Source organism: Pseudomonas sp. GW823-FHT06E10 (assembly GCF_058794995.1).
The window spans coordinates 260,800-279,931 of the sequence record NZ_JBXAHJ010000008.1; the positions used below are offsets into that span (position 1 = coordinate 260,800).

The 19,132-nt window shown below is 59.0% G+C and carries 19 protein-coding genes and 2 tRNA genes; 6 read left to right on the forward strand and 15 right to left on the reverse strand.

Translation table 11 applies throughout. The annotated features are described in order from the left end of the window. Positions 1 to 34: 34 nt before the first annotated feature. Positions 35 to 658, reverse strand: a complete 624-nt coding sequence (locus AC1Q6Y_RS15805; protein WP_154860330.1) for a glutathione S-transferase family protein — start codon at positions 656 to 658, stop codon at positions 35 to 37. 43 nt (positions 659 to 701) lie between these two features. Continuing rightward, entirely contained in the window at positions 702 to 1,361 is a 660-nt protein-coding gene (locus tag AC1Q6Y_RS15810; RefSeq protein WP_492624792.1) for a transglutaminase-like domain-containing protein, read from the reverse strand. Between the two features lie 249 nt (positions 1,362 to 1,610). On the opposite strand from AC1Q6Y_RS15810, the gene AC1Q6Y_RS15815 reads away from it, so the two are divergent. From AC1Q6Y_RS15815 to AC1Q6Y_RS15835, 5 genes are all read left to right on the forward strand, one after another. Beyond that, positions 1,611 to 4,058: an acyl-CoA dehydrogenase gene (locus AC1Q6Y_RS15815; protein ID WP_492624795.1), complete on the forward strand. Its 2,448-nt coding sequence runs from the start codon at positions 1,611 to 1,613 to the stop codon at positions 4,056 to 4,058. A gap of 74 nt (positions 4,059 to 4,132) precedes the next feature. Then, positions 4,133 to 4,540: a PA2817 family protein gene (locus AC1Q6Y_RS15820; RefSeq protein ID WP_007972361.1), complete on the forward strand. Its 408-nt coding sequence runs from the start codon at positions 4,133 to 4,135 to the stop codon at positions 4,538 to 4,540. 595 nt (positions 4,541 to 5,135) lie between these two features. Continuing rightward, positions 5,136 to 6,359, forward strand: a complete 1,224-nt coding sequence (locus tag AC1Q6Y_RS15825; RefSeq protein WP_057713692.1) for a type II and III secretion system protein family protein — start codon at positions 5,136 to 5,138, stop codon at positions 6,357 to 6,359. Positions 6,360 to 6,478: 119 nt separating this feature from the next. Continuing rightward, positions 6,479 to 7,192 carry a tetratricopeptide repeat protein gene (locus AC1Q6Y_RS15830; protein WP_057713691.1) on the forward strand — a complete coding sequence of 238 codons (714 nt, stop codon included), beginning with the start codon at positions 6,479 to 6,481 and terminating at the stop codon, positions 7,190 to 7,192. Positions 7,193 to 7,210: 18 nt separating this feature from the next. Then, positions 7,211 to 7,480, forward strand: a complete 270-nt coding sequence (locus tag AC1Q6Y_RS15835; protein ID WP_057713690.1) for a DUF3613 domain-containing protein — start codon at positions 7,211 to 7,213, stop codon at positions 7,478 to 7,480. Between the two features lie 220 nt (positions 7,481 to 7,700). Here AC1Q6Y_RS15835 and AC1Q6Y_RS15840 read toward each other — a convergent pair whose 3' ends face one another. From AC1Q6Y_RS15840 to AC1Q6Y_RS15890, 11 genes are all read right to left on the reverse strand, one after another. After that, positions 7,701 to 8,663, reverse strand: a complete 963-nt coding sequence (locus tag AC1Q6Y_RS15840; RefSeq protein ID WP_057713689.1) for a type II secretion system F family protein — start codon at positions 8,661 to 8,663, stop codon at positions 7,701 to 7,703. 29 nt (positions 8,664 to 8,692) lie between these two features. Then, positions 8,693 to 9,679, reverse strand: coding sequence for a type II secretion system F family protein (locus tag AC1Q6Y_RS15845; protein WP_057713688.1), 987 nt, complete (start codon positions 9,677 to 9,679; stop codon positions 8,693 to 8,695). Continuing rightward, a complete protein-coding gene (locus tag AC1Q6Y_RS15850; protein ID WP_057713687.1) occupies positions 9,676 to 11,118 on the reverse strand; it encodes a TadA family conjugal transfer-associated ATPase in 1,443 nt (480 codons plus the stop codon). Before AC1Q6Y_RS15850 ends, AC1Q6Y_RS15845 begins: the two co-directional genes overlap by 4 nt. Before the next feature lie 3 nt (positions 11,119 to 11,121). Further along, on the reverse strand, positions 11,122 to 12,342 hold the full coding sequence (locus AC1Q6Y_RS15855) for an AAA family ATPase (RefSeq protein ID WP_057713686.1): 1,221 nt from the start codon (positions 12,340 to 12,342) through the stop codon (positions 11,122 to 11,124). Beyond that, positions 12,336 to 12,830 (reverse strand): TadE/TadG family type IV pilus assembly protein, encoded by a 495-nt coding sequence (locus AC1Q6Y_RS15860; protein ID WP_057713685.1) that lies wholly within the window; start codon positions 12,828 to 12,830, stop codon positions 12,336 to 12,338. The genes AC1Q6Y_RS15855 and AC1Q6Y_RS15860 overlap by 7 nt, the downstream gene beginning before the upstream one ends. Beyond that, a complete protein-coding gene (locus AC1Q6Y_RS15865) occupies positions 12,830 to 13,309 on the reverse strand; it encodes a TadE/TadG family type IV pilus assembly protein (RefSeq protein WP_057713684.1) in 480 nt (159 codons plus the stop codon). The genes AC1Q6Y_RS15860 and AC1Q6Y_RS15865 overlap by 1 nt, the downstream gene beginning before the upstream one ends. Before the next feature lie 9 nt (positions 13,310 to 13,318). Beyond that, positions 13,319 to 14,647 (reverse strand): TadE/TadG family type IV pilus assembly protein, encoded by a 1,329-nt coding sequence (locus AC1Q6Y_RS15870; RefSeq protein WP_057713683.1) that lies wholly within the window; start codon positions 14,645 to 14,647, stop codon positions 13,319 to 13,321. Positions 14,648 to 14,722: 75 nt separating this feature from the next. After that, entirely contained in the window at positions 14,723 to 15,538 is an 816-nt protein-coding gene (gene cpaB / locus AC1Q6Y_RS15875; protein ID WP_057713682.1) for a Flp pilus assembly protein CpaB, read from the reverse strand. Between the two features lie 15 nt (positions 15,539 to 15,553). Next, positions 15,554 to 16,882, reverse strand: coding sequence for a DUF8689 domain-containing protein (locus AC1Q6Y_RS15880; protein ID WP_057713681.1), 1,329 nt, complete (start codon positions 16,880 to 16,882; stop codon positions 15,554 to 15,556). A gap of 27 nt (positions 16,883 to 16,909) precedes the next feature. Then, positions 16,910 to 17,416: an A24 family peptidase gene (locus AC1Q6Y_RS15885; RefSeq protein WP_057713680.1), complete on the reverse strand. Its 507-nt coding sequence runs from the start codon at positions 17,414 to 17,416 to the stop codon at positions 16,910 to 16,912. Positions 17,417 to 17,442: 26 nt separating this feature from the next. Then, a complete protein-coding gene (locus AC1Q6Y_RS15890) occupies positions 17,443 to 17,640 on the reverse strand; it encodes a Flp family type IVb pilin (RefSeq protein WP_057713679.1) in 198 nt (65 codons plus the stop codon). A 409-nt stretch (positions 17,641 to 18,049) separates the two neighbouring features. On the opposite strand from AC1Q6Y_RS15890, the gene AC1Q6Y_RS15895 reads away from it, so the two are divergent. Beyond that, positions 18,050 to 18,919: an AraC family transcriptional regulator gene (locus AC1Q6Y_RS15895; RefSeq protein WP_349735072.1), complete on the forward strand. Its 870-nt coding sequence runs from the start codon at positions 18,050 to 18,052 to the stop codon at positions 18,917 to 18,919. A gap of 57 nt (positions 18,920 to 18,976) precedes the next feature. On the opposite strand, the gene AC1Q6Y_RS15900 is transcribed toward AC1Q6Y_RS15895, so the two are convergent. Together AC1Q6Y_RS15900 and AC1Q6Y_RS15905 are read right to left on the reverse strand one after the other, a co-directional pair. Beyond that, positions 18,977 to 19,052 (reverse strand) — tRNA-Gly (locus tag AC1Q6Y_RS15900). A gap of 3 nt (positions 19,053 to 19,055) precedes the next feature. After that, a tRNA-Glu gene (locus AC1Q6Y_RS15905) sits at positions 19,056 to 19,131 on the reverse strand. Position 19,132: the final 1 nt, after the last annotated feature.

A 19,132-nucleotide genomic window follows, 5' to 3' on the forward strand; every position in this document is an offset into this window, starting at 1 on the left:
ACACAAGTACAGTCAAGCGTGTCGATAGTGAGTATTAAGTCAACGCGGTCATGACCGCCTTTTGATACGCCGGACGCTGCTTCAACCGGCCATACCAGGCCTGCAGATGCGGTTGTGGCGCACGGTCGATCGGCATCTCGAACCAGGCATAAATGAAACTGCCCAGGGGAATATCACCCATGCCGATCTCGTCTCCGGACAGGTAGGGCTTGTTCGCCAACGCCTGATCGGCCATTGCCAGCAGCGTGTCGCACTCCTTGATCGCCGCCTTGATGGCGGGCCAGTCCTGCTGGTCTGCCGGGGTACGCAGCACACCCCAGAACACGGTACGGAACGGGCCGGCAAAGCTTGAGGTGGTCCAGTCCATCCACTTGTCGGCAGTGGCCCGGGCCTTGGGACTATTCGGGTACCAGGCCGTGCCGTCGGCATGCAAGGCCATCAGGTAACGCACGATGGCGTTGGACTCCCACAACACAAAACCGTCGTCTTCAATGACAGGCACGCGACCATTGGGATTCATGGCGCGGTATTCGGGTGTATCGACGACACCAAAGGCGCCACCGGCATCGATCGCCTCGTAGGCCAGTCCCAGTTCTTCGGCGGCCCACAATGGTTTTCTGACATTCGACGAGTTTTTCCGACCCCAGATCTTCAGCATGACCGCCTCTTTTTCGGTAAGTGGGCAGGCAGCATACGCCGGATCAGGCGCGACTCAAATCGCTCTGCATGTCGCCCAATAGTGGTTGCTGTTGCTCACCGAACAGGTGCGGATAGCACTTTTCCAGGTGTTCGAAAAAGAACGCTTCAGGTACGTCGGCGAACTGGCCGTGATCGACCAGGTACTCCATCAGCTTCGCGCCATCGCGGTTGAAGGGATGAAAAACGCTGTCGTTGATCCCGTCGAATTCCAGCGGCGCCACATTGAACAGGTCGCAGAGTTTGCGGTTGAACGCGGGTGTCGCCTTGACCCAGCGATCCTGCAAGTAAAACTCGGTGTAGCCGTGCATGGCGAACATGTCGCTCTTGAGCAATTCGAGCAGCCGTGGCGTCGACAAATGATTGCGCACATCCGCCAGACCGATCCGCGCGGGAATCCCGCAATGCCGCGCTGCACCTGCCAGCAACGTGGCCTTGGGCACGCAGTAACTCTCCCCGACCGCCAGCGCATAACTGCCGCGCAGGGTCTGCGGGTCGCGACTGAACGTGTACGGGTTGTAGCGCACCGCTTCGCGCACGGCGTAATAGAGACTGATCGCCTGCTCTAGCGGATCGCGACTGGCGCCACGGTGCTTTTCGGCGAACTCCACCACGGACGGATGGTCACTATCGATGAAGCGGCCGGGACTCAGATACTCGCGCATGAAAGTAATCTCCTGGGGAAGCCCCGAGTCTAGCGAGAGCTTCAGCACAGAGGTAACGACGTTTCGGCCAAACATGGCCGCTTTGCCGCTCGCTCAATGAACGTATTTCCCACGTGTGCGGCCCATTTGTCGCACGAAAATCATCCGGGGTTTCCCACGATTCGAATCACATCGCTCCAACCAGCCTGTTTCGCGGATGCCGTCTAAGCTCTGTGGGCTGGTTCGCCCTGGTTTCACGGAGGAATGAATATGCTGTTGTTGTGGATACTGGTTTTGCTGGTCGGGATTGCTTATTTGGCCCACCGCCGCATCGCCCCGCTGCCCGCCTTGGTCATCGTGGCCATCTATGTTGTGGCCATGGGCGCTTTCAGCCGCGCACCGGGCTGGCTGCTGCTGGTTTTCTGGGCGTTGATCGCCGCCGTCGCCGCGCCTTTGCTGCTGCCCGACCTGCGCCGCAAATTGTTCAGCGCGCCGATGTTCAACTGGTTCCAGAAAACCCTGCCGCCGATGTCGCAAACCGAACGCGATGCCATCGACGCTGGCACGGTCTGGTGGGACGGCGAACTGTTCACTGGCCGTCCGGACTGGAGCAAGCTGCTGTCCTATCCCAAGGCGCAATTGAATGAAGAGGAACAGGCCTTCATCGACGGGCCGACCGAAACACTCTGCGCCATGGTCAGTGAATGGCAGCTCGGTCAAACCATGGACCTGCCGCCGCAAGCCTGGACATTCATCAAGGACAACGGCTTTTTCGCCCTGATCATCCCCAAGGAGTTTGGCGGCAAGGGCTTCTCCGCCTATGCCCACTCGCAAGTGGCGATGAAACTGGCGAGCCACAGCGGCGACCTTGCCTCAACCGTGATGGTCCCCAATTCCCTCGGCCCGGCCGAACTGTTGCTGCATTACGGCACCGACGAACAACGCAATCATTACCTGCCTCGCCTGGCGCGCGGCGACGACATCCCGTGTTTTGCCCTGACCGGTCCGCTGGCCGGCTCCGACGCCGGCGGCATGCCGGACTCAGGAGTGATCTGCAAAGGTGAATGGGAGGGCCAGGAAGTCCTCGGCTTGCGCCTGAACTGGGAAAAACGCTACATCACCCTCAGTCCGGTGGCCACCCTCCTCGGCCTGGCCTTCAAGGCCTACGATCCGGATCACCTGCTGGGTGACAAGGAAGACCTGGGCATCAGCCTGGCACTGATTCCGACCGACATCGCCGGTGTCGAGATCGGCCGCCGGCATCTGCCATTGGGCGCGGCATTCATGAATGGCCCGAACTCGGGCAAGGACGTGTTCGTCCCGCTGGAGTTCCTCATCGGCGGCCAGGAGATGCTCGGCAAAGGCTGGATGATGCTGATGAACTGCCTGTCGGTCGGGCGTTCGATTTCCCTGCCGGCGGTGGGCACCGGCATGGCCAAGTTCACCAGTCTGGTAACGGGCCAATACGCTCAGGTTCGCGAGCAGTTCAATGTGCCGATTGCCTCGTTCGAAGGCATCCAGGAAGCCATGGCCCGCATTGGCGGCAACGCCTGGATGATGGACGCCGCCCGCATGCTGACCGCCAATGCAGTCGATCTGGGCGAGAAACCGTCGGTGCTGTCGGCAGTTCTCAAGTACCACCTGACCGAACGCGCCCGCGACTGCATCAGCGACGCCATGGATGTGCACGGCGGCAAGGCGATCATCATGGGGCCGAACAACTACCTCGGCCGCAAATGGAACGGTGCGCCGATTTTCATCACCGTCGAAGGCGCGAACATTCTCTCGCGCAACCTGATGATCTTCGGCCAGGGCGCGATTCGCTGCCATCCGTTCGTGCTCAAGGAAATGGCCCTCGCCGGCCGTGAAGACAAGGATCAGGCGCTCAGAGAGTTCGATGACCTGCTGCTCAAGCACATCGGTTTCGCCGTGGGCAACGCCGCCAGTACGCTGGTGCTCAATCTCGGTTTCGGGCATCTGGAACACACCCCGGGCGACAAACTCAGCCAGGGTTATTTCCGCGCACTCAACCGTCAGGCCGCTGCTTTCGCCCTGCTCGCCGACCTGAGCATGATGTTGCTGGGCGGCGCACTGAAACGCCGCGAACGCCTGTCCGCACGGCTAGGCGACGTATTGAGCAACCTTTACCTGGCGTCCGCCGCACTCAAGCGCTACAACGACCTTGACTCACCGCTGTACATGGCACCACTGCTGACCTGGGCCATGGAAGAAAGCCTGGGCCAGGCGGAACGGGCAATGGATGAACTGCTGAGCAACTTCCCGAACAAAGTCGTGGGCTGCCTGTTGCGAGTGATCGTGTTCCCGTTCGGGCGCCGGCACAAAGGGCCATCGGACAAACTCGGCGCCGAAGTCGCAGGGGTGATTAGCCGCGCCAAGGGCGACCCGGCACTGGAGGAAGTGCTCCTGGGGTGCTACCGCCCGCAAGCGAGCGACGATCCGGTCGGTGCATTGCAACACGCCTGCAATCTGTTGAGCGCCGCACAGCCGCTGCAGAAAAAACTGCATATGGCACTCAAGAGTGGCCAGGTCAAACCGGTGGCCGGCGAGTCGGTGATCGATGCCGCCCTCGAGGCTGGCGTATTGCAGCCGGTGGAGGCCCAAACCCTGCGAGAAGCCGAAGTGGCTCGGCGCAAGGTGATCGATGTCGATGACTTTGACCAAGAGGCCTTGGCACTGGCCAAGGGAAAAGTCCGCTGATCCCCTCAAACATGTAAAAACGGGCGCGGGCGCTTTATACTCCCGCGCCCGTTTTGCTCTTGAGGACTTATCTCGTGTCCAACATCGTTGCCGATCATCTCGTTTTACTCGACCACCTGCGCAGCATCCTGGTCGCCGTAGGTGAGGCCGAGCAGGTTCCCGACGAAAGTCATGCCTTGTTCCTTGAGCGCTTCGACGAACTGCTTGCGTTACTGCCTGTCGACCCGATCGAAAGCCAGTACCTGGGCCAGGACATCCTGTGCCAGGTCATCACTCGCTACCCGCAAATCGCTCACCTGGTCCCGCGCGACCTGCTGTGGTATTTCGCCGGCGACTGCCTGCACTACATGCCCGATGATGAAATCGACCTGTATCAGGCACTGGAAGAGCGCCGCTTCGAAGCCGAACAGAACGACGAACCCTTCGACTGGAACCAGGAAAAGCAGCTGCTGGCGCTGTCGAACCAGGACAGCAAGCACTGATTATCAATCAGTGATGCCAAAGGCCCGCATGCTTGAGCATGCGGGCCTTTTTTTTCCTTCAGCGCACCCCGTCAACTTCAGGCAACCGCACTGTGCTGCGACCTTTTCCGCAGCGTCCGCCTGCCTAGCTCCAGCCTTTGCACCAATAGTTTTCTCTCTATCTCATGGCACTTTGGTTTGATTGAACTACCTTCAAACTACAAGAAGTCATAACGGCTCGAGTTTTCACGTTAGCTTCAGTGATCAGATAGCGGATTGGCAAAAGGAGTTACCTCACCATGATCCTGGCAGGCGTTTTCCGGCTCTGTACCTGCATTGCCGATGACTTTCCGGGGGGACCAGGTCGAACCATAGGCGCGAGTATCGCTCCGACAGGCAGTCCAGGTCACCGGATCACTGAAAACCGTTTCAGCAATGGTCGCTCGCTATCCAGCCAGATCAGCGAATTGCGCCCGCTCGTGTGTAGCACGCAAGGAATAACGCCAAGGCCGTGGATAAGTGGTCTGGCGCATTGGGAGAGGTAGTCCGGTCCCCGTGAGTGATCCGAGACAACTTAGTCAGCCTGAAGATGGCCTATCCAGCGAGGATGTCCTTAATGAGCTTTCGTACCGAGCCCGCTTTCAAGCGAATTATCCATGGCCTGTTCTGGATGGGCCTCAGCGTGGATGCGGCTCAGGCCGCGCCGGCCAATTGTTCACAACTGGACAATTGGCCGACAACGTACGAGGTCGGTCAGGGGCTGCAGAATGAACTGCGCAGCCCCGTTCCGGTGACGCAACTGGCGGTGGGTGACCCGAAAATTGCCGACGTGCAGCCCAGCGGCAGCAGCGCGTTCATACTCACGGGCATTGCGCCGGGGACCACCAGCCTGATGGTCTGGACCGCCTGTTCGAAAACGCCACGCCAAAGCATGGTGTTCGTCAAGGGTAGAGCCACATCGGCGCTGACCAGTGTGCCGTCGGTGCCCTCCGACGACCCGTTGCTACCGAGCCAGGTGCAGACCGATATCCGCTTCGTTGAAGTCAGCCGGACCAAACTCAAGGAAGCCTCCGCCTCGATTTTCGGCGTCCGTGGCAACTGGCTGTTCGGCTCGCCGAGAACCTTGCCCACCATCGGCGGCATTGTCACGCCGTCAATACCGGTGAACAACGACAACTTCAACCTCACGTTTGCTACCGGCAGTACCCTGGTGGCGCTCAATGCGCTGGAGGGCAGCGGCTTCGCCTACACCCTGGCGCGGCCAAGCCTGGTAGCGCTCAGCGGGCAGAGTGCGAGCTTCCTGGCCGGCGGTGAAATACCGATTCCGGTGCCCAGTTCAGGCAGCGATAGCATTTTCATCGAGTACAAGGAGTTCGGTATCCGCCTGACCCTGACGCCGACCATCGTTGGGAAAAACCGAATTGCACTGAAGGTGGCGCCGGAAGTCAGTGAACTAGACTTCACCAATGCAGTGAGCATCGCCGGCACGATAGTCCCGGCCCTGACCGTGCGCCGTACCGATACCAGCATCTCCCTGGCCGACGGCGAAAGCTTTGTCATCAGCGGCCTGATCAGCTCCCGCAACAATTCCCAGGTGAACAAGTTTCCGGGGCTGGGCGATATCCCGGTTCTGGGCGCGTTTTTCCGCGACAACACCATCAACCGTGAAGAGCGCGAACTGCTGATGATCGTCACCCCGCATCTGGTCCAGCCACTGGCTGCCAACGCACAACTGCCGTCATTGCCTGGCGAACAGCTGCGCAATTACGACCCGAACTTCTACCGCATGTTTTTCCTGGAAAATGGCGATTTCGACAGTCGTAGCGGGCTCTCGCAATGAACCGAAGCCTGAACCGGATGTGCCTCGCCCTCACTCGTAACGGTGACGTTGAACGCTTGCCGGGCCAGCTGTATTGCCATTGGCCAGGCGTTCAACCTGTTGTCGCCAGAGGACCTTCAATGAAAGCAGTCATTGCAATAGCGGCAACATTGATGCTCGCCGGTTGTGCCAGCAATGGCCTGTCTTCGCGACCGGCCAGCTGTGCCAAGCCCGGTTCGGAGCAAGAACTGGCCCTGAACCTGGCCGACAACATGGCCGACGAAGGCCGTTTGTATGCCAGCCTGGCGAATCTGGAAGGATTGCCCGATAACCTGGTCCAGGTTCGCCTGCGCAAGGCTCGGGTACTGCGCTTGATGGGGCGTAGCGGCGACGCGCAGCCGTTGTACGAAGGCTTGCTAGGCACCTGTCTGGCGGCTGAAGGGGAACATGGCCTGGGCCAGTTGGCCGCCGCCAGAAATGATAATGCCGCCGCTGCCACTCACCTCGAGCGTGCGGTGAGGATGGCCCCCACCGACGACAGGATGCGCAATGACCTGGGGGTCGTCTACCTCAATCAGCAACGGATCCCTGAAGCACGCTTTGAGTTCATGACCGCCATGGAGCTCAAGCAGGCAAACACACTGGCGGCACTCAATATGGTGACGCTGCTGATCTACCAGGATAACTGGAAGGCGGCCGCCGAACTCGTGACCCGCGCCGACTTGAGCCCCAAGCAAGTCGTAGAGGCTCAAACCCGCGCGGAAAAACTCAAGGCCTCCGCCAAAAAAGTGGTGGCATCCGAGGGGAATCGCAAGACTGAGGTAGCAGATGCCTCAGCCAGTGCGAACAAGTAGAACGTTCGAGGAGTCGAGATGAATACCAAACGGCTGTTGATCGTGTGCACGGCTTGTCTGTCAACCACTGCCTGGGCCATTGAGCCGGGCCCCTCCTCGCCGTATCAACAAGGCACCGAGCAGTGGTTGCAGCTGCAGATTCGCGGAGTGGTTGCCTCCCCTAAACTGCAAACCGCTTCGGCCACCGAACGTGACCTGGCCATGCAGCGCTGGCTCAATAGCTTCAACTACCCGATTCCGGAATTTTATGACCAGGATGCAGCGGGAGAAATGACCATCGGCAACTGAGTCATGTCGATGGGTGATCAGCCTCTGGTGTCGTCCAGAGTAGCCTGGCTGCAAAGCCGGGCTTGATGTCGTGTGCAGGAAAGCAGTGGTATCTACACATTATCCAATCCTTACCGAATTACCCCCGAAGCTGCCGCAGGCTGCGACAGCTCTGGGGAGATGTGTAGATCAAGCTCGGATGGCGAGGCCATCGCGCTCGACAGCCTCCGGCCGTTTTACCTCACCCGAATGCTTTGAATACCCCGATCAAGGCGGGGCCGATAGCGACCAGAAAGAAGCTCGGCCATAGACAGAAAATCAGTGGAAATATCAGCTTGGTACCGATTTTCGCCCCCATCTCTTCGGCGGCCTGCGTACGCCGGTCACGGAACTCTTCGGCATAGATGCGCAAGGTGTCGGCCACGCTGGTACCAAAACGGATACTCTGCGCCAACAGGTTGACCAGACCTTGTACGTCATCCAGCCCAGTGCGCACAGCCAGTTGCTTGAGCGCCGCGGTACTCGAAATACCTGCGCGGATTTGTGCATTGACCAGGGCCAGTTCTTCAGCCAATTCGACCTGACTGACCGACATCTCCTCAGCCACCCGTTCGATGGTCATGGGCAAGGCCAGGCCCGACTCCACGCACACCACCATCAGATCCAGTGCATCCGGAAACGCGGCGCGCAGCCGGCCTTGTCGCTTCTGTTTGCGCTTGGCGACATACAGCGCTGGCATCAACCATCCGATACCCGCCACCAAGACCACCAACAGCAGCCCCATGATCAGGGAAACCTTGGGAATCATCGGCAACAGCAGCAACGCAATACCGATCAATAACAGCGGTAACATCAAGCGCACTGCCCAGTACATCTGCACCGCCGACGAGGAGCGGTACCCCGCATGCATTAACAGGGTCTGGGTGGCGGATGTTTGAGCTGACTCGGCCGAGGCAAAGCGCTGGCCGACCCGCTCCAGCAACAGTTGCAGGTTACCCGGAGCTTCCTGCCCGGTCGCGTTGCCTAAATAACCACGCTTGATCAGCGAAAGACGACGCTGCACGGGATCCTGAAGCCCTATCATCAGCAGGATCACGGCACCAACCGCAAGTACCGTACTCAAACCGATCGCGCCAAGGAACAACAGGCGCGCCATCTCCTCGTTCCCCGTGACCCGACTGAACAACCCGAGTAAAAAATCCATGACCTGTACCTCCCGGCAGCGAATACCGCTTAAACCTGAATCCGGATAATTTTGCGAATCCAGAAAATCCCGACCAACATGGCACCAAAAGCCCAAAGTATCAGCCTATGGCCCATCGGATCATTGAGCAGCAACGGCATGTACATAGGGGTAGTGAACAAAATCACAGCCGCCAGTACGAAGGGAATGGCCACCAGTATCCAGGCCGACATCCGCCCTTCGGCCGACAGAGTTTTGACCTTGCGCTGAAAACGGAAGCGCCCGCGGATCAGCAGACTCAGACGCTCCAGCACCTCGGTCAGATTACCGCCGGTCTCACGATGGATAAGGATCGAGGTCACCAGCATCATCACCGTCATGCTCGGCATGCGCTCCAGTAAGCCGAGCATGGCCCGGCGTACATCGTTGCCATAGTTGATATCGGAGAAGGTCAGGCCAAACTCATGAGCCACCGGCCCCTTGTGCTCCTCGGCCACCAGGCGCAGGGTTTCGTTGAATGGGTGCCCAGCGCGCAAAGCGCGGCACATGGCATCCAGCGCGTCCGGCAGGCCTTCCTCGAACGCAGCGAAACGCTTGCCACGGTCGTGAGAGATTTTCAGTATGGGTAACCAGAAAACCGCGAAACCCGCCAGCAGCGCCATCCACCAGACTGACCAAACCATCCAGATCAAGATACCCGCCCAGACACCCAGCGCCAGCCCGAGCAGCAATACCCGATAGGCCCGGTATTCGTGCCCGGACTGCTCGATCATTTGCGTCAATGCCTCCATAAAAGGCAGCTGCTCAAGCCTGGCCTCCAATGGCGACAAACGCGTCAGGTATTTCTGTCGCAACACGGTATGCATGCTGGACTGATTGTTGGCTTTCTCCAGTACATGCAAGCGGCCGCGGATGCGCTTGCGCATCTTGCCGGCCTCGCCGAATACCGGCACCGCCACGCCCTGGGACAGGAGGAAGACGGCAATAAACACCATGCCGAGGAACATCAGAATGAATTCACCAGGAACCTGGTTCATGATTGCCGTGCCTCCATCCACTCAGGCCTGAACATCGCAAGCGGCAACTCGATCCCGCGCTTGGCCAGCACATCGCGGAAGGCGGGGATCATGCCGCTAGGCCGAAAATCACCGAGTACTTCGCCGTTTTCGCCTACGCCGTGGCGCACGAAGGAGAAGATTTCGGTCATGGTGATGATCTCGCCCTCCATGCCGTTGATCTCCTGCACGCTGACCAGGCGGCGCTTGCCGTCCTCCTGGCGTTCCAGCTGGATGACCACTCCGATGGCCGAAGCGATCTGTTGGCGCATGGCCTTGATCGGGAAGGTCGCCCCGGTCATCGACACCATGTTCTCGATTCGCCCCAATGCATCGCGTGCGGTGTTGGCGTGGATCGTGGTCAACGAGCCGTCGTGACCGGTGTTCATCGCAGTCAGCATGTCCAGCGCCTCGGCGCCGCGCACTTCGCCGATCACAATACGGTCCGGCCGCATCCGCAGGCTGTTGCGCACCAACTCCCGCTGGTTCACCTCACCACGTCCCTCGATATTCGAAGGCCGGGTTTCCAAGCGCACCACATGGGGTTGCTGCAGTTGCAGTTCGGCCGAGTCTTCGATGGTGACGATGCGCTCGTTGTGCGGAATGAAACTGGACAGGACATTGAGCATGGTGGTCTTGCCGCTGCCGGTACCGCCGGAAATCAGCACGTTCAAGCGCCCACGGACAATCGCCTTGAGCAGCAGGGCAATGGCCGGGGTCAATGCCCCCACCTGGATCAGGCTATCGGTATTGAGCAGGTCCACGGCAAAGCGCCGGATCGACATGCTAGGGCCGTCGATGGCCAGCGGCGGGATAATCGCGTTGACCCGCGAACCGTCCTTGAGCCGCGCATCCACCAACGGCGAAGACTCGTCGATACGCCGACCCAGGCTGGAAACGATGCGGTCAATGATGTTCAGCAAATGCCGATCATCGCGGAAACGAACATCGGTGCGTTGCAGCTTGCCGAAGCGCTCGACATACACTGAGTCATGTCGGTTGACCAAAATGTCGGACACACTGTGATCGGCCAGCAGGGGTTCCAGAGGCCCCAGACCGAGCACCTCGTCGATAATCTGCTTGATGATCAATTGGCGGCTGGAAGTACTCACCGGTGCCGAATGCTCATCGAGCAGGCGCTGGCAAATATCGCGAATCTGCCGCGCGGCCTCAGCCTGTTCCAGGGAGTCCAGCAAGGACAGGTCCATGACCTTGAGCAACTGCTGGTAAATCTTTTCTCGCCACTCGGCTTCCACCGGGGTGACCTGACTTTTGGTTTCGTAAAGAACGTCCGGCGTTGCACGTTCCCACGCCATTATTTCCTCTGCCGGATCCGGCAGGTCGTCCCCCGGCTGGTTAGCCGACGATGAGGCGGGTTTACCGGACTGTTTGCGCAAGCGGTTACGAAAGTCGCTGATCATGGGTCACCCCCCGAAAAAACGGTTGAAGGCGCGTTTGAACACACCTTTTTTTCCAGCCATCTGGTTGCCGACCAAGTCGTCGGCCACGTTGCGCAGGGCAGTGGTGATCGCCGCCTTCGGCGCATGCAGCTCCAACGGCACGCCAGTGTTCTGACTCTGGCTGACCAGGTTGAAGTCGTTGGGTAATTTCGACAGGTTCGTGCTACGCAGCGCCTCGCCGATATCCTTGAGGCTGACCGCTGCCGTCTTGTCATAGCGGTTGACCACTATCTGCAACTGATCTCCACGCACACCCAGGTCTTCGCGAAGAATCCGCACCAGAGAGCTGGCATCGCGCAAATGGCTGACGCTCTGCTGCACCACCACGTACACCCGATCCACCTGTTCCAGCACGGAGCCGGTGAGGTGGTCGATTTGTCGCGGCAGATCGATCACTACCCAGTCATAGCTGGCGCGGGCCAATTGCAACAAGGTATCAAGTTGCTCGGGCTGGGCATCCTGCGGCAGGCACAGCTCGCCGGCCCGCCCACCCAGCACATGCAAGGTCGGGCTGAAGTGGCTGCAAAAACCGCGTAACGCGACGCTGTCCATGCCGTCGATCTGGTGCAACACCTCCAGATGACTGTGCGACTGCGCCACATCCAGGTAATGCGTCACGCTGCCAAATTGCAGGTCCATGTCCAGCAACAGGGTACAGCCACCCTTCATGCTGAGCTGCTGGGCCAGGTTGCAGGCCAGCATGGTGCCGCCGGATCCACCCTTGGCGCTGATCACGGAGATCAATTTCCCTACTGTCCCGCTGCCGGTCCGAACCTCCATGACCAGCCGATTCAAGGCGGCGACCAGCTCCGTCTCGGCGACGGGCTCGGGCAGCACGTCACGGGCGCCGGCCTGCATCGCCAGGCGCATGCCTTCCTGTTCGCTCAGCAGCCCGCACACCAACATCGGCGGACGCTCATGGGCCGGGCGCAGCAACAGTGCCGCCAACTCCTCGCGCCACAGGTGGCTGACGCGCAACAGCAACAGATCGGGCATCCGGTCCAGGCCGTAGAGCGGGTCGACATGCCCATTGCTCACCAGCCGAGTACTCACCTCCAGGCTGGGCATGCGTTGGCAGACGCCTTGCAGGTCGCGCAACGACGTGGCATCACGGCTGCTGATCAGCAACCTGAGCCCGGCTTTGCCGGTAGAACTGGCGAGTGGGGTGTCCTTGGTATTCAGCATGGCGTGATCTCCCCGGAATCGGAATGACGCCCGAGGCTTTCGCGTGGCAACGTTGCCCTGAATGTAGGCAAGGTAATGGGCACGCCGAACCCGGGAATGAACAGATTGAAAACGAAGTTTTGCAGGCTCAACCGGACATAGCGGATTGCACGAAAACCATTGACGCTGACCAGATCAGCGGGGTTGGCCACCTGTGCACCGTTTACATCCAGGTAGGTCAACGTCAGGTGAGTGGTGGCCAGATCGCCGATCAGCTGGCTATTACCTGCATTGCCCGCGGCATTGAAGATCGCCCGCCGCAATACCACCGGATCGCTGATATCGCACACCGCCGCCAGGCGCGTACCACGCCGTACGGCTTCATCCAGCGCATTGACCGTGAAGTACAGGCGGCCCATTTCCACTACGCCGAACAACAGTGTGAACACCAACAGACCAACGATGGCGAACTCCACCGTATAGGTGCCGCGCATGTATTTTCTATTCATTACAGGGCCCTCATCACGGTAGTGGCGACCAGCGGAATGCCCAGTGCAATCTGATTACCAAAAAAACCGGGAAGCGATCCGGTGCAATTGCCAGCGCCAATCACCGGGCAGAACGTATAAGTGATGGTGACCCGAACATGGTCGGTGCCCACTGCGGCGACGACCACATTGCCAGTCGTCAACCCTGACATCACAGCGGTCCCGGTGTTGGCAGGCACGCCATACACCGCAACGTTTTTCGTCTGGGTCAGTAGCGTACTGCTCATGGCGACCGCACCCAGCGTCGAGTCCCAAGCCTGGCTGGCGACGAAACGGTCGGCATCGCGGCTGGCCTGCAGCAACAAGTTGTACTGATAGAACATGCGGCCGAACTCACCGAAGCCCAGTAACAGCAACAGCAACACCGGCAGGACGAGGGTGAATTCCACCATGGCCAGGCCTTGCTGGCGCTGCCGATGTTTAAATCCATGAAGTCTCATGACGCCCCCCTACGAGTCAGTGCTCGGAGTGCTGCTGCCGTTGAGATAGGTTTTGTAGAGCTGAATGATCTGCGGGCCAGAATCGGTGGACGGCGAGGGGCCGGCCACGTTGTCGCCTTCGCACTCCTTCACGAACTGGCCGAAGATCTCCGCTTCCCCGCCGCCGCCATCCATGGGCTGCACCACGAAATAACAGCCAAAACCGAGGACGGGGATCGAGGTTGAACCACTATTTTTCCCAGCGCAGTTGCCCACCACGATTTTCAGCATCCGGCGCTCGAACACCCCATTGCTCTGACAACCACTGCTGCCCCCTGCCACACACGCGGCAACGCTCGCACGCCAGTCGTTGTAGTCCAGTATCGGGTTGCCGCCCGCTGTGAGATTGCCATTGCTTGAGGTAATGGTTTGCCCTTGGTACTTCGGGCCTGTGCCGTCGTCAGTGATGGCGGGATTACTGGACGTCGTCACCAGGTCCGGCGGATAGGCCGAGGCACTGACCGGGCCGTTGTAGATGCCGAAGCGCGTATTCAGGCCTTGAGACGCAGGGCCGACCTTGTTGCCAGGCTCGGTCGTGACGTTGTCTCCCACATTGCGACAGACCTTGCCGCCTCCCGCCATCTCCTCCCTGACCGCATTGCCGCCCGAGCCAAAATCGAGCAACTGAAAGTTGCCTGGACCAATTGGAGACTGATTGCCGGAAGCCGTCTTCAATACCTTCAAATCACCAAACTGGAAGCCCCAGAACATGCCCGCGTCCGGGTCGTATTGAGCAGGGTTGCCACAGACCATCAAAGGCGCGAGATCGCAGGGGCTGGTAGGGCTGGGTCCCGCGGTGGCGATAGCCGCCACCGCCTTGTTCCCCACGACGCCTAATGACTGGGCGAAGTTCCAGAAAAACTCCGTCAGGCCATAGCTCGCTACCGATACCCGAACGTACTTGGCATCCGTCGGCCCGGGAAAAGAGAACGGGCCATAGACACTGCTTGCCATTTCCACCACTGCAAATGCGCCTGCGTTGCCGCCGACCGCCGTGGCCAATTCTTTGTTGCCCGTGGCATTGGCATTCTGTATCAGCGTATTGAGCGCGGCGGTTTGCGTCACGCTGGCACCGGTGATACCCCCTCCCACCTGACTCAGGGTTTTGGCGCCACTCAGGGCGGCGGCGTCCACCGCATTCTGCAGGCGCGTTTTGTTCAGCATCATATGCCCGCCGTCCAGAGCCAACGCCGCCATCATGGCCATCACCGCCAACGCGATCACCATCAATACACTCACCGATCCTTCCTGGCGCCTTGGCGTCGAAGTGAACGGCCGCTGAATACGAAGATTCATCATCAAGCCCTCGATTGCCGATACTGATCCGGATCGGCTCCGCCAATAACGTGGTATCCAGGCAGCTGCTGCGCAAAGTCAGCGAATGTTGACTACTTTGGCTTCAGTCCCGCGGATAACGGTGATACCCGCCCCCTCGCCGCTGCTGTGCTGTACCACACGTTTTGGCGCCGCGACGGTGGCCACGGCCATGGCCGGCGCTACAGGTGCAGCAGGTGCAACGGCCGCGATTTTCTTCTCGAGGTTCAGTGGGTTACGCAGCGCCAGTTGCAACTTGCCTTCCGTCTGCGCCGTGACCAGGGCTTCAGCCTCTGCGGCCGTCATCTCCAGCGTCACTGCACGCACCACCACCGGTTGGGTTTTGTCGGTACCTGCGGTCTGGTCCACCGCCAACACCCGTAAATTCTCGAGGATGGTCTTGGACACAGCATTATTGCTGGCATTCTCCGTGCGTTTGGTCGCCAATACATCGACCCGGTTACCCGGCAACAGGAATCCGCCGACACCAACCACATCGTCCACCCGTACCGATATGGCACGTTTGTCAGGCGCTATCAAAGAGGCCAGGGTGCTGCCCCCCAGGTGCTCGCTCAGACGTGCACCGCGCACGATGTCGCCCCGCAGAATGTCGAACGTTGCGATCTTGCCCACGGCTTTTTCGCTGGCATCGAAGGCATCGTCCGGGATCGTATCCATGGGCATGCGTACGGTCGTGACCTGCTGGGCCTCGACCATCTGCCCGAATGGAATCTCTACCGTGGCGACCACCACACTTCGAAAGTGGTCATCCGGGCTGGCATTGAGCCGTGCGCTCAGCCAAGAGTCGGCCATCCATGCAGCCCCAAGGCCCATGACCAGAGAAGCGCCTATCAGGGTAAGCGTACGAGAGCTCATGTCAGTATCTCCGTATCAAAGAAAGTCGAGCTGGACGAAGTAGTTGTGCCAGGCCCATTCCAACTCTTTCGGTGACAGTGGTCCGGAACCGCCGATATAACGCTGGCGATCGAGTGCCATGTTCAGGAGATCGCGGGGATGGCAAGGCACCAGGGGCATGCCTTCACTTGCATAAAGCCTTTGCAGCACATAACGCACCAGCAGCGGGTCATAGGAAATACCCAGACGCTCGCTTTCCTGACGCCAGATCTTTTCGTACTGCTCGGGCTTCAGGTAACCGAACTGCAGCTTGTAGCCAATCCGGCGAAGGAAGGCCTCATCGGCCAGCTCCAGGGGATTGAGGTTGGTGGAAAACACCAGAATCAGATCGAAAGGCAGCTCGCAATGCCGACCGCCGCCCAGGTTGAGGAAATCGCGTTTCTCTTCCATCGGGACGATCCAGCGATTGAACAGCTCGGCGGGTGCCATGCGCTGGCGTCCCATGTCGTCGATGATGAACAGGCCATTGCTGGCCTTGAGCTGCAAGGCGGCCTGGTATTGACGGGTGAAGGGGTCATAGCGAACGTCCAGCTGTTCCATGCTCAACTCACCGCCCGTGATGACGATCGGGCGTTTGCAGCACAGCAATCGACGGTCGATACCTTCGTTGAGCATCAGGGTGTTCTGCTGAGCGTTGTCATCAAGGCGCTGATGCACCTGCGGGTCATAGATCTCGATCACCGACTCGTTGATGACGATGGCATGAGGGACCCAGATGGCCTCGGCGAACAGTCGGATCAGCCGACTGCTGACATAGGTCTTGCCGGTACCCGCGGGACCATAAATCATGATCGCGCGCCCGGAGTTCATCGCCACACCCAACTGATCGAGCATCTCCTCCGTGAGCACTACGCCAGCCAGGGCATTGCGCATATCGTTGGCATTGATGCGACCATGGTGAATGGTCTGTAGCTTGATCAGGGACCGGTAGGTACTCACCGGGAAGGGTGCCGCTCCTATATAACCGCTGCGCGACAGGGCATCACGGGCGGCACTGCGACCACGTTCGGTCAGGCCATAACGCAACATCTGCCCGCCGGTTTGGCTCACCTGGCCCAGCACTTCGACACGGCCGTCCTTGCGCAGAAACGCCAGGACCTCTTCAAGTACCGCGCCGGTCAGCGCCAGGCGTTCCACCAGCCGCGACATGTCCAGCACACCGGCATCAAACAAATGCTTGCACACCAACTCTCCGAGAAAACTGTCCGTCAGGCCAGTTTCGCGGATAGTGCAGGGCTGAGGAGCCAAGCGTTGTACCGCTCCCCGATCGCTGGGGTAGGCATCACTTTCGACGATGACGTGCATGGCTAGCCTCCTGGGCTGCGGGCCGATCTACAGCCAATAGCCACTGGCCAGGGTTCCGAGCAAAATTGCAACGGAGTATGGGAAAGGCTTTCCGGCCACTTCATCTACCGCCGGAGCCAAGTAGGTTCGCGCCCTTAATATCAACCCGTAGCGCGCTAAGGTTTGCAGCAGCTGGCCACGAAAAAGTATGATCAAAAAACCGCACAAACCACCGGCCGTCAGACTGAAAAGCGCCGTCCACAACGCGTCATGCGGTGTAAAAAAACATCCGACCATGGCCATCAACTTGACGTCCCCGGCGGCCATACCACCCAAGGCGTACATGGGTAGAAACACTGCAAATCCGATCAGCATGGCCAGCGCAGCATTACCAAGCCCCTCAACTCCACTGGCGTAAGCCTGACTGGTCAAACCCAAAACAAGTCCTATAAGAACCAGCAGGTTGGGGATGCGGTGGCGACGAAGGTCGCTCACCACCGCAATACCTAGCAGCCCTAATAGAACAATTGATATAAATATCTGCTCAAAAGGCATCGCTGCATCTCTCACTGGGAATAGACTTACACGCATGCCCCACCTGGGACCATACAAGTAGCTAGCCTACCGAGCTGGGTGGTAATGGCGGTGCCCAAGGTGGTAAAAGCAGTGACAACCGCTAGGGTTATTAGCCCGCCAGCCACCGCGTACTCCACGATGGTCAAACCATCTTCGTCATTGATGAACTTCACTACCGAAGCCTTGATTGTTTGCATGATCATTTTGCCCACCTCACTCGAATGTTGTTTTTTCTGAGGCAGTACTTTCTGCGCTGCCTGATGCAACCCTAGTCAGGGACAAGGCATTGGCGTTAGGAAGATTTTGCACATCGTTAGGACTTTTTTGCGGGGCGGCCAAATACGGGGCATTGGCCTTTGCAGAAGTAACTGGAGGGGTGAACAAGGCATTGAAACGCAAAGGCAATTGTCATTGATTCACAAGCGACAGGCGGCTAAACCCAGGTTTATCGACAACACACGAGCAAACACTCGCCCGGGGCTGCCCTCCAGGTAACCCATAGAGCGAAAAGAACTAAAAATCGTCTTTCCTATCAGGATTAAATCTGCAAAGTGATGGCACCTTGGCAATACTCCTTAGCGAGAGAGTCACCAAGAACCCTAGAGTAGAGACATGACGTCCAATTTGACCAAAAGGCCATCGCTCCTGTGGTTCGATCTGACTCATGATCGGTCCACGAAAGAACTCGTCGCGCAGTTCGAGGGTACCTGCGACTGCAAACTGGCGAAAAACTCCGTGTTGCCCATCGGGGAACCGGCAGACATGATCTGCGTCCATTTTGATCGCCCCGACACGCCAGGCTTGCGACTGTTGCTGGAGATCAAACGCACCACCCCCAGCATCCCGATCACCATGTTCACCGTGCAGCACTCGGAGGAACTGGCTGTATGGGCCATGCGCTCCAGCGTCTGGGAATACATGGTGCTCCCGCTCTCGACCACCGAGAAGAATCGTTACCTGACGGCGGTGGTGCAGCTCTGCGAGCTGCGCCGAAATGCCAACGGCCGGGGCAAGTCATCGCAGATCGACCACTCCCCTACCCTGCCTGACAGCATCCGTCGGACCTCAGGACACCAAAAACACCAGGCGCTGAGCAATGTCATGCTGTACATCGAACAGCACTTTCGTGACAGCATCGATCAGAGGGAATTGGCGCAACGCTGCGGCATGACGACATTTCGCTTCAGCCGCCTGTTCAAGGAAGCCAATGGGCTTGGATTCACGGATTACATCCTGGACAAGCGCATGAACTTCGCCAAGGATCTGCTCGACAATAGCCAGATGCCGATTACCAGCATCGGCTATGAGGCCGGCTTCAAGGATCCTTCCTACTTCGCCCGTGCCTTCAAGCAGTTCGCAAACTGCACGCCCAGCGAATACCGCCTGGCACGCCAACTCAAAGCAGCTGCCGCTACGCAACCGGTGCAGGATGACAAAACCACTGAAGCGCTCGAAAGCCTGGTACAAAGCCTCAGCAGTTGACCTGTTTTTTACGCGCAAACAAAAACGCCGCTCAATGAGCGGCGTTTTCGTTAAATATGGAGCGGGAAACGAGACTCGAACTCGCGACCCCGACCTTGGCAAGGTCGTGCTCTACCAACTGAGCTATTCCCGCAAATGGCGTCCCCTAGGGGACTCGAACCCCTGTTACCGCCGTGAAAGGGCGGTGTCCTAGGCCACTAGACGAAGGGGACA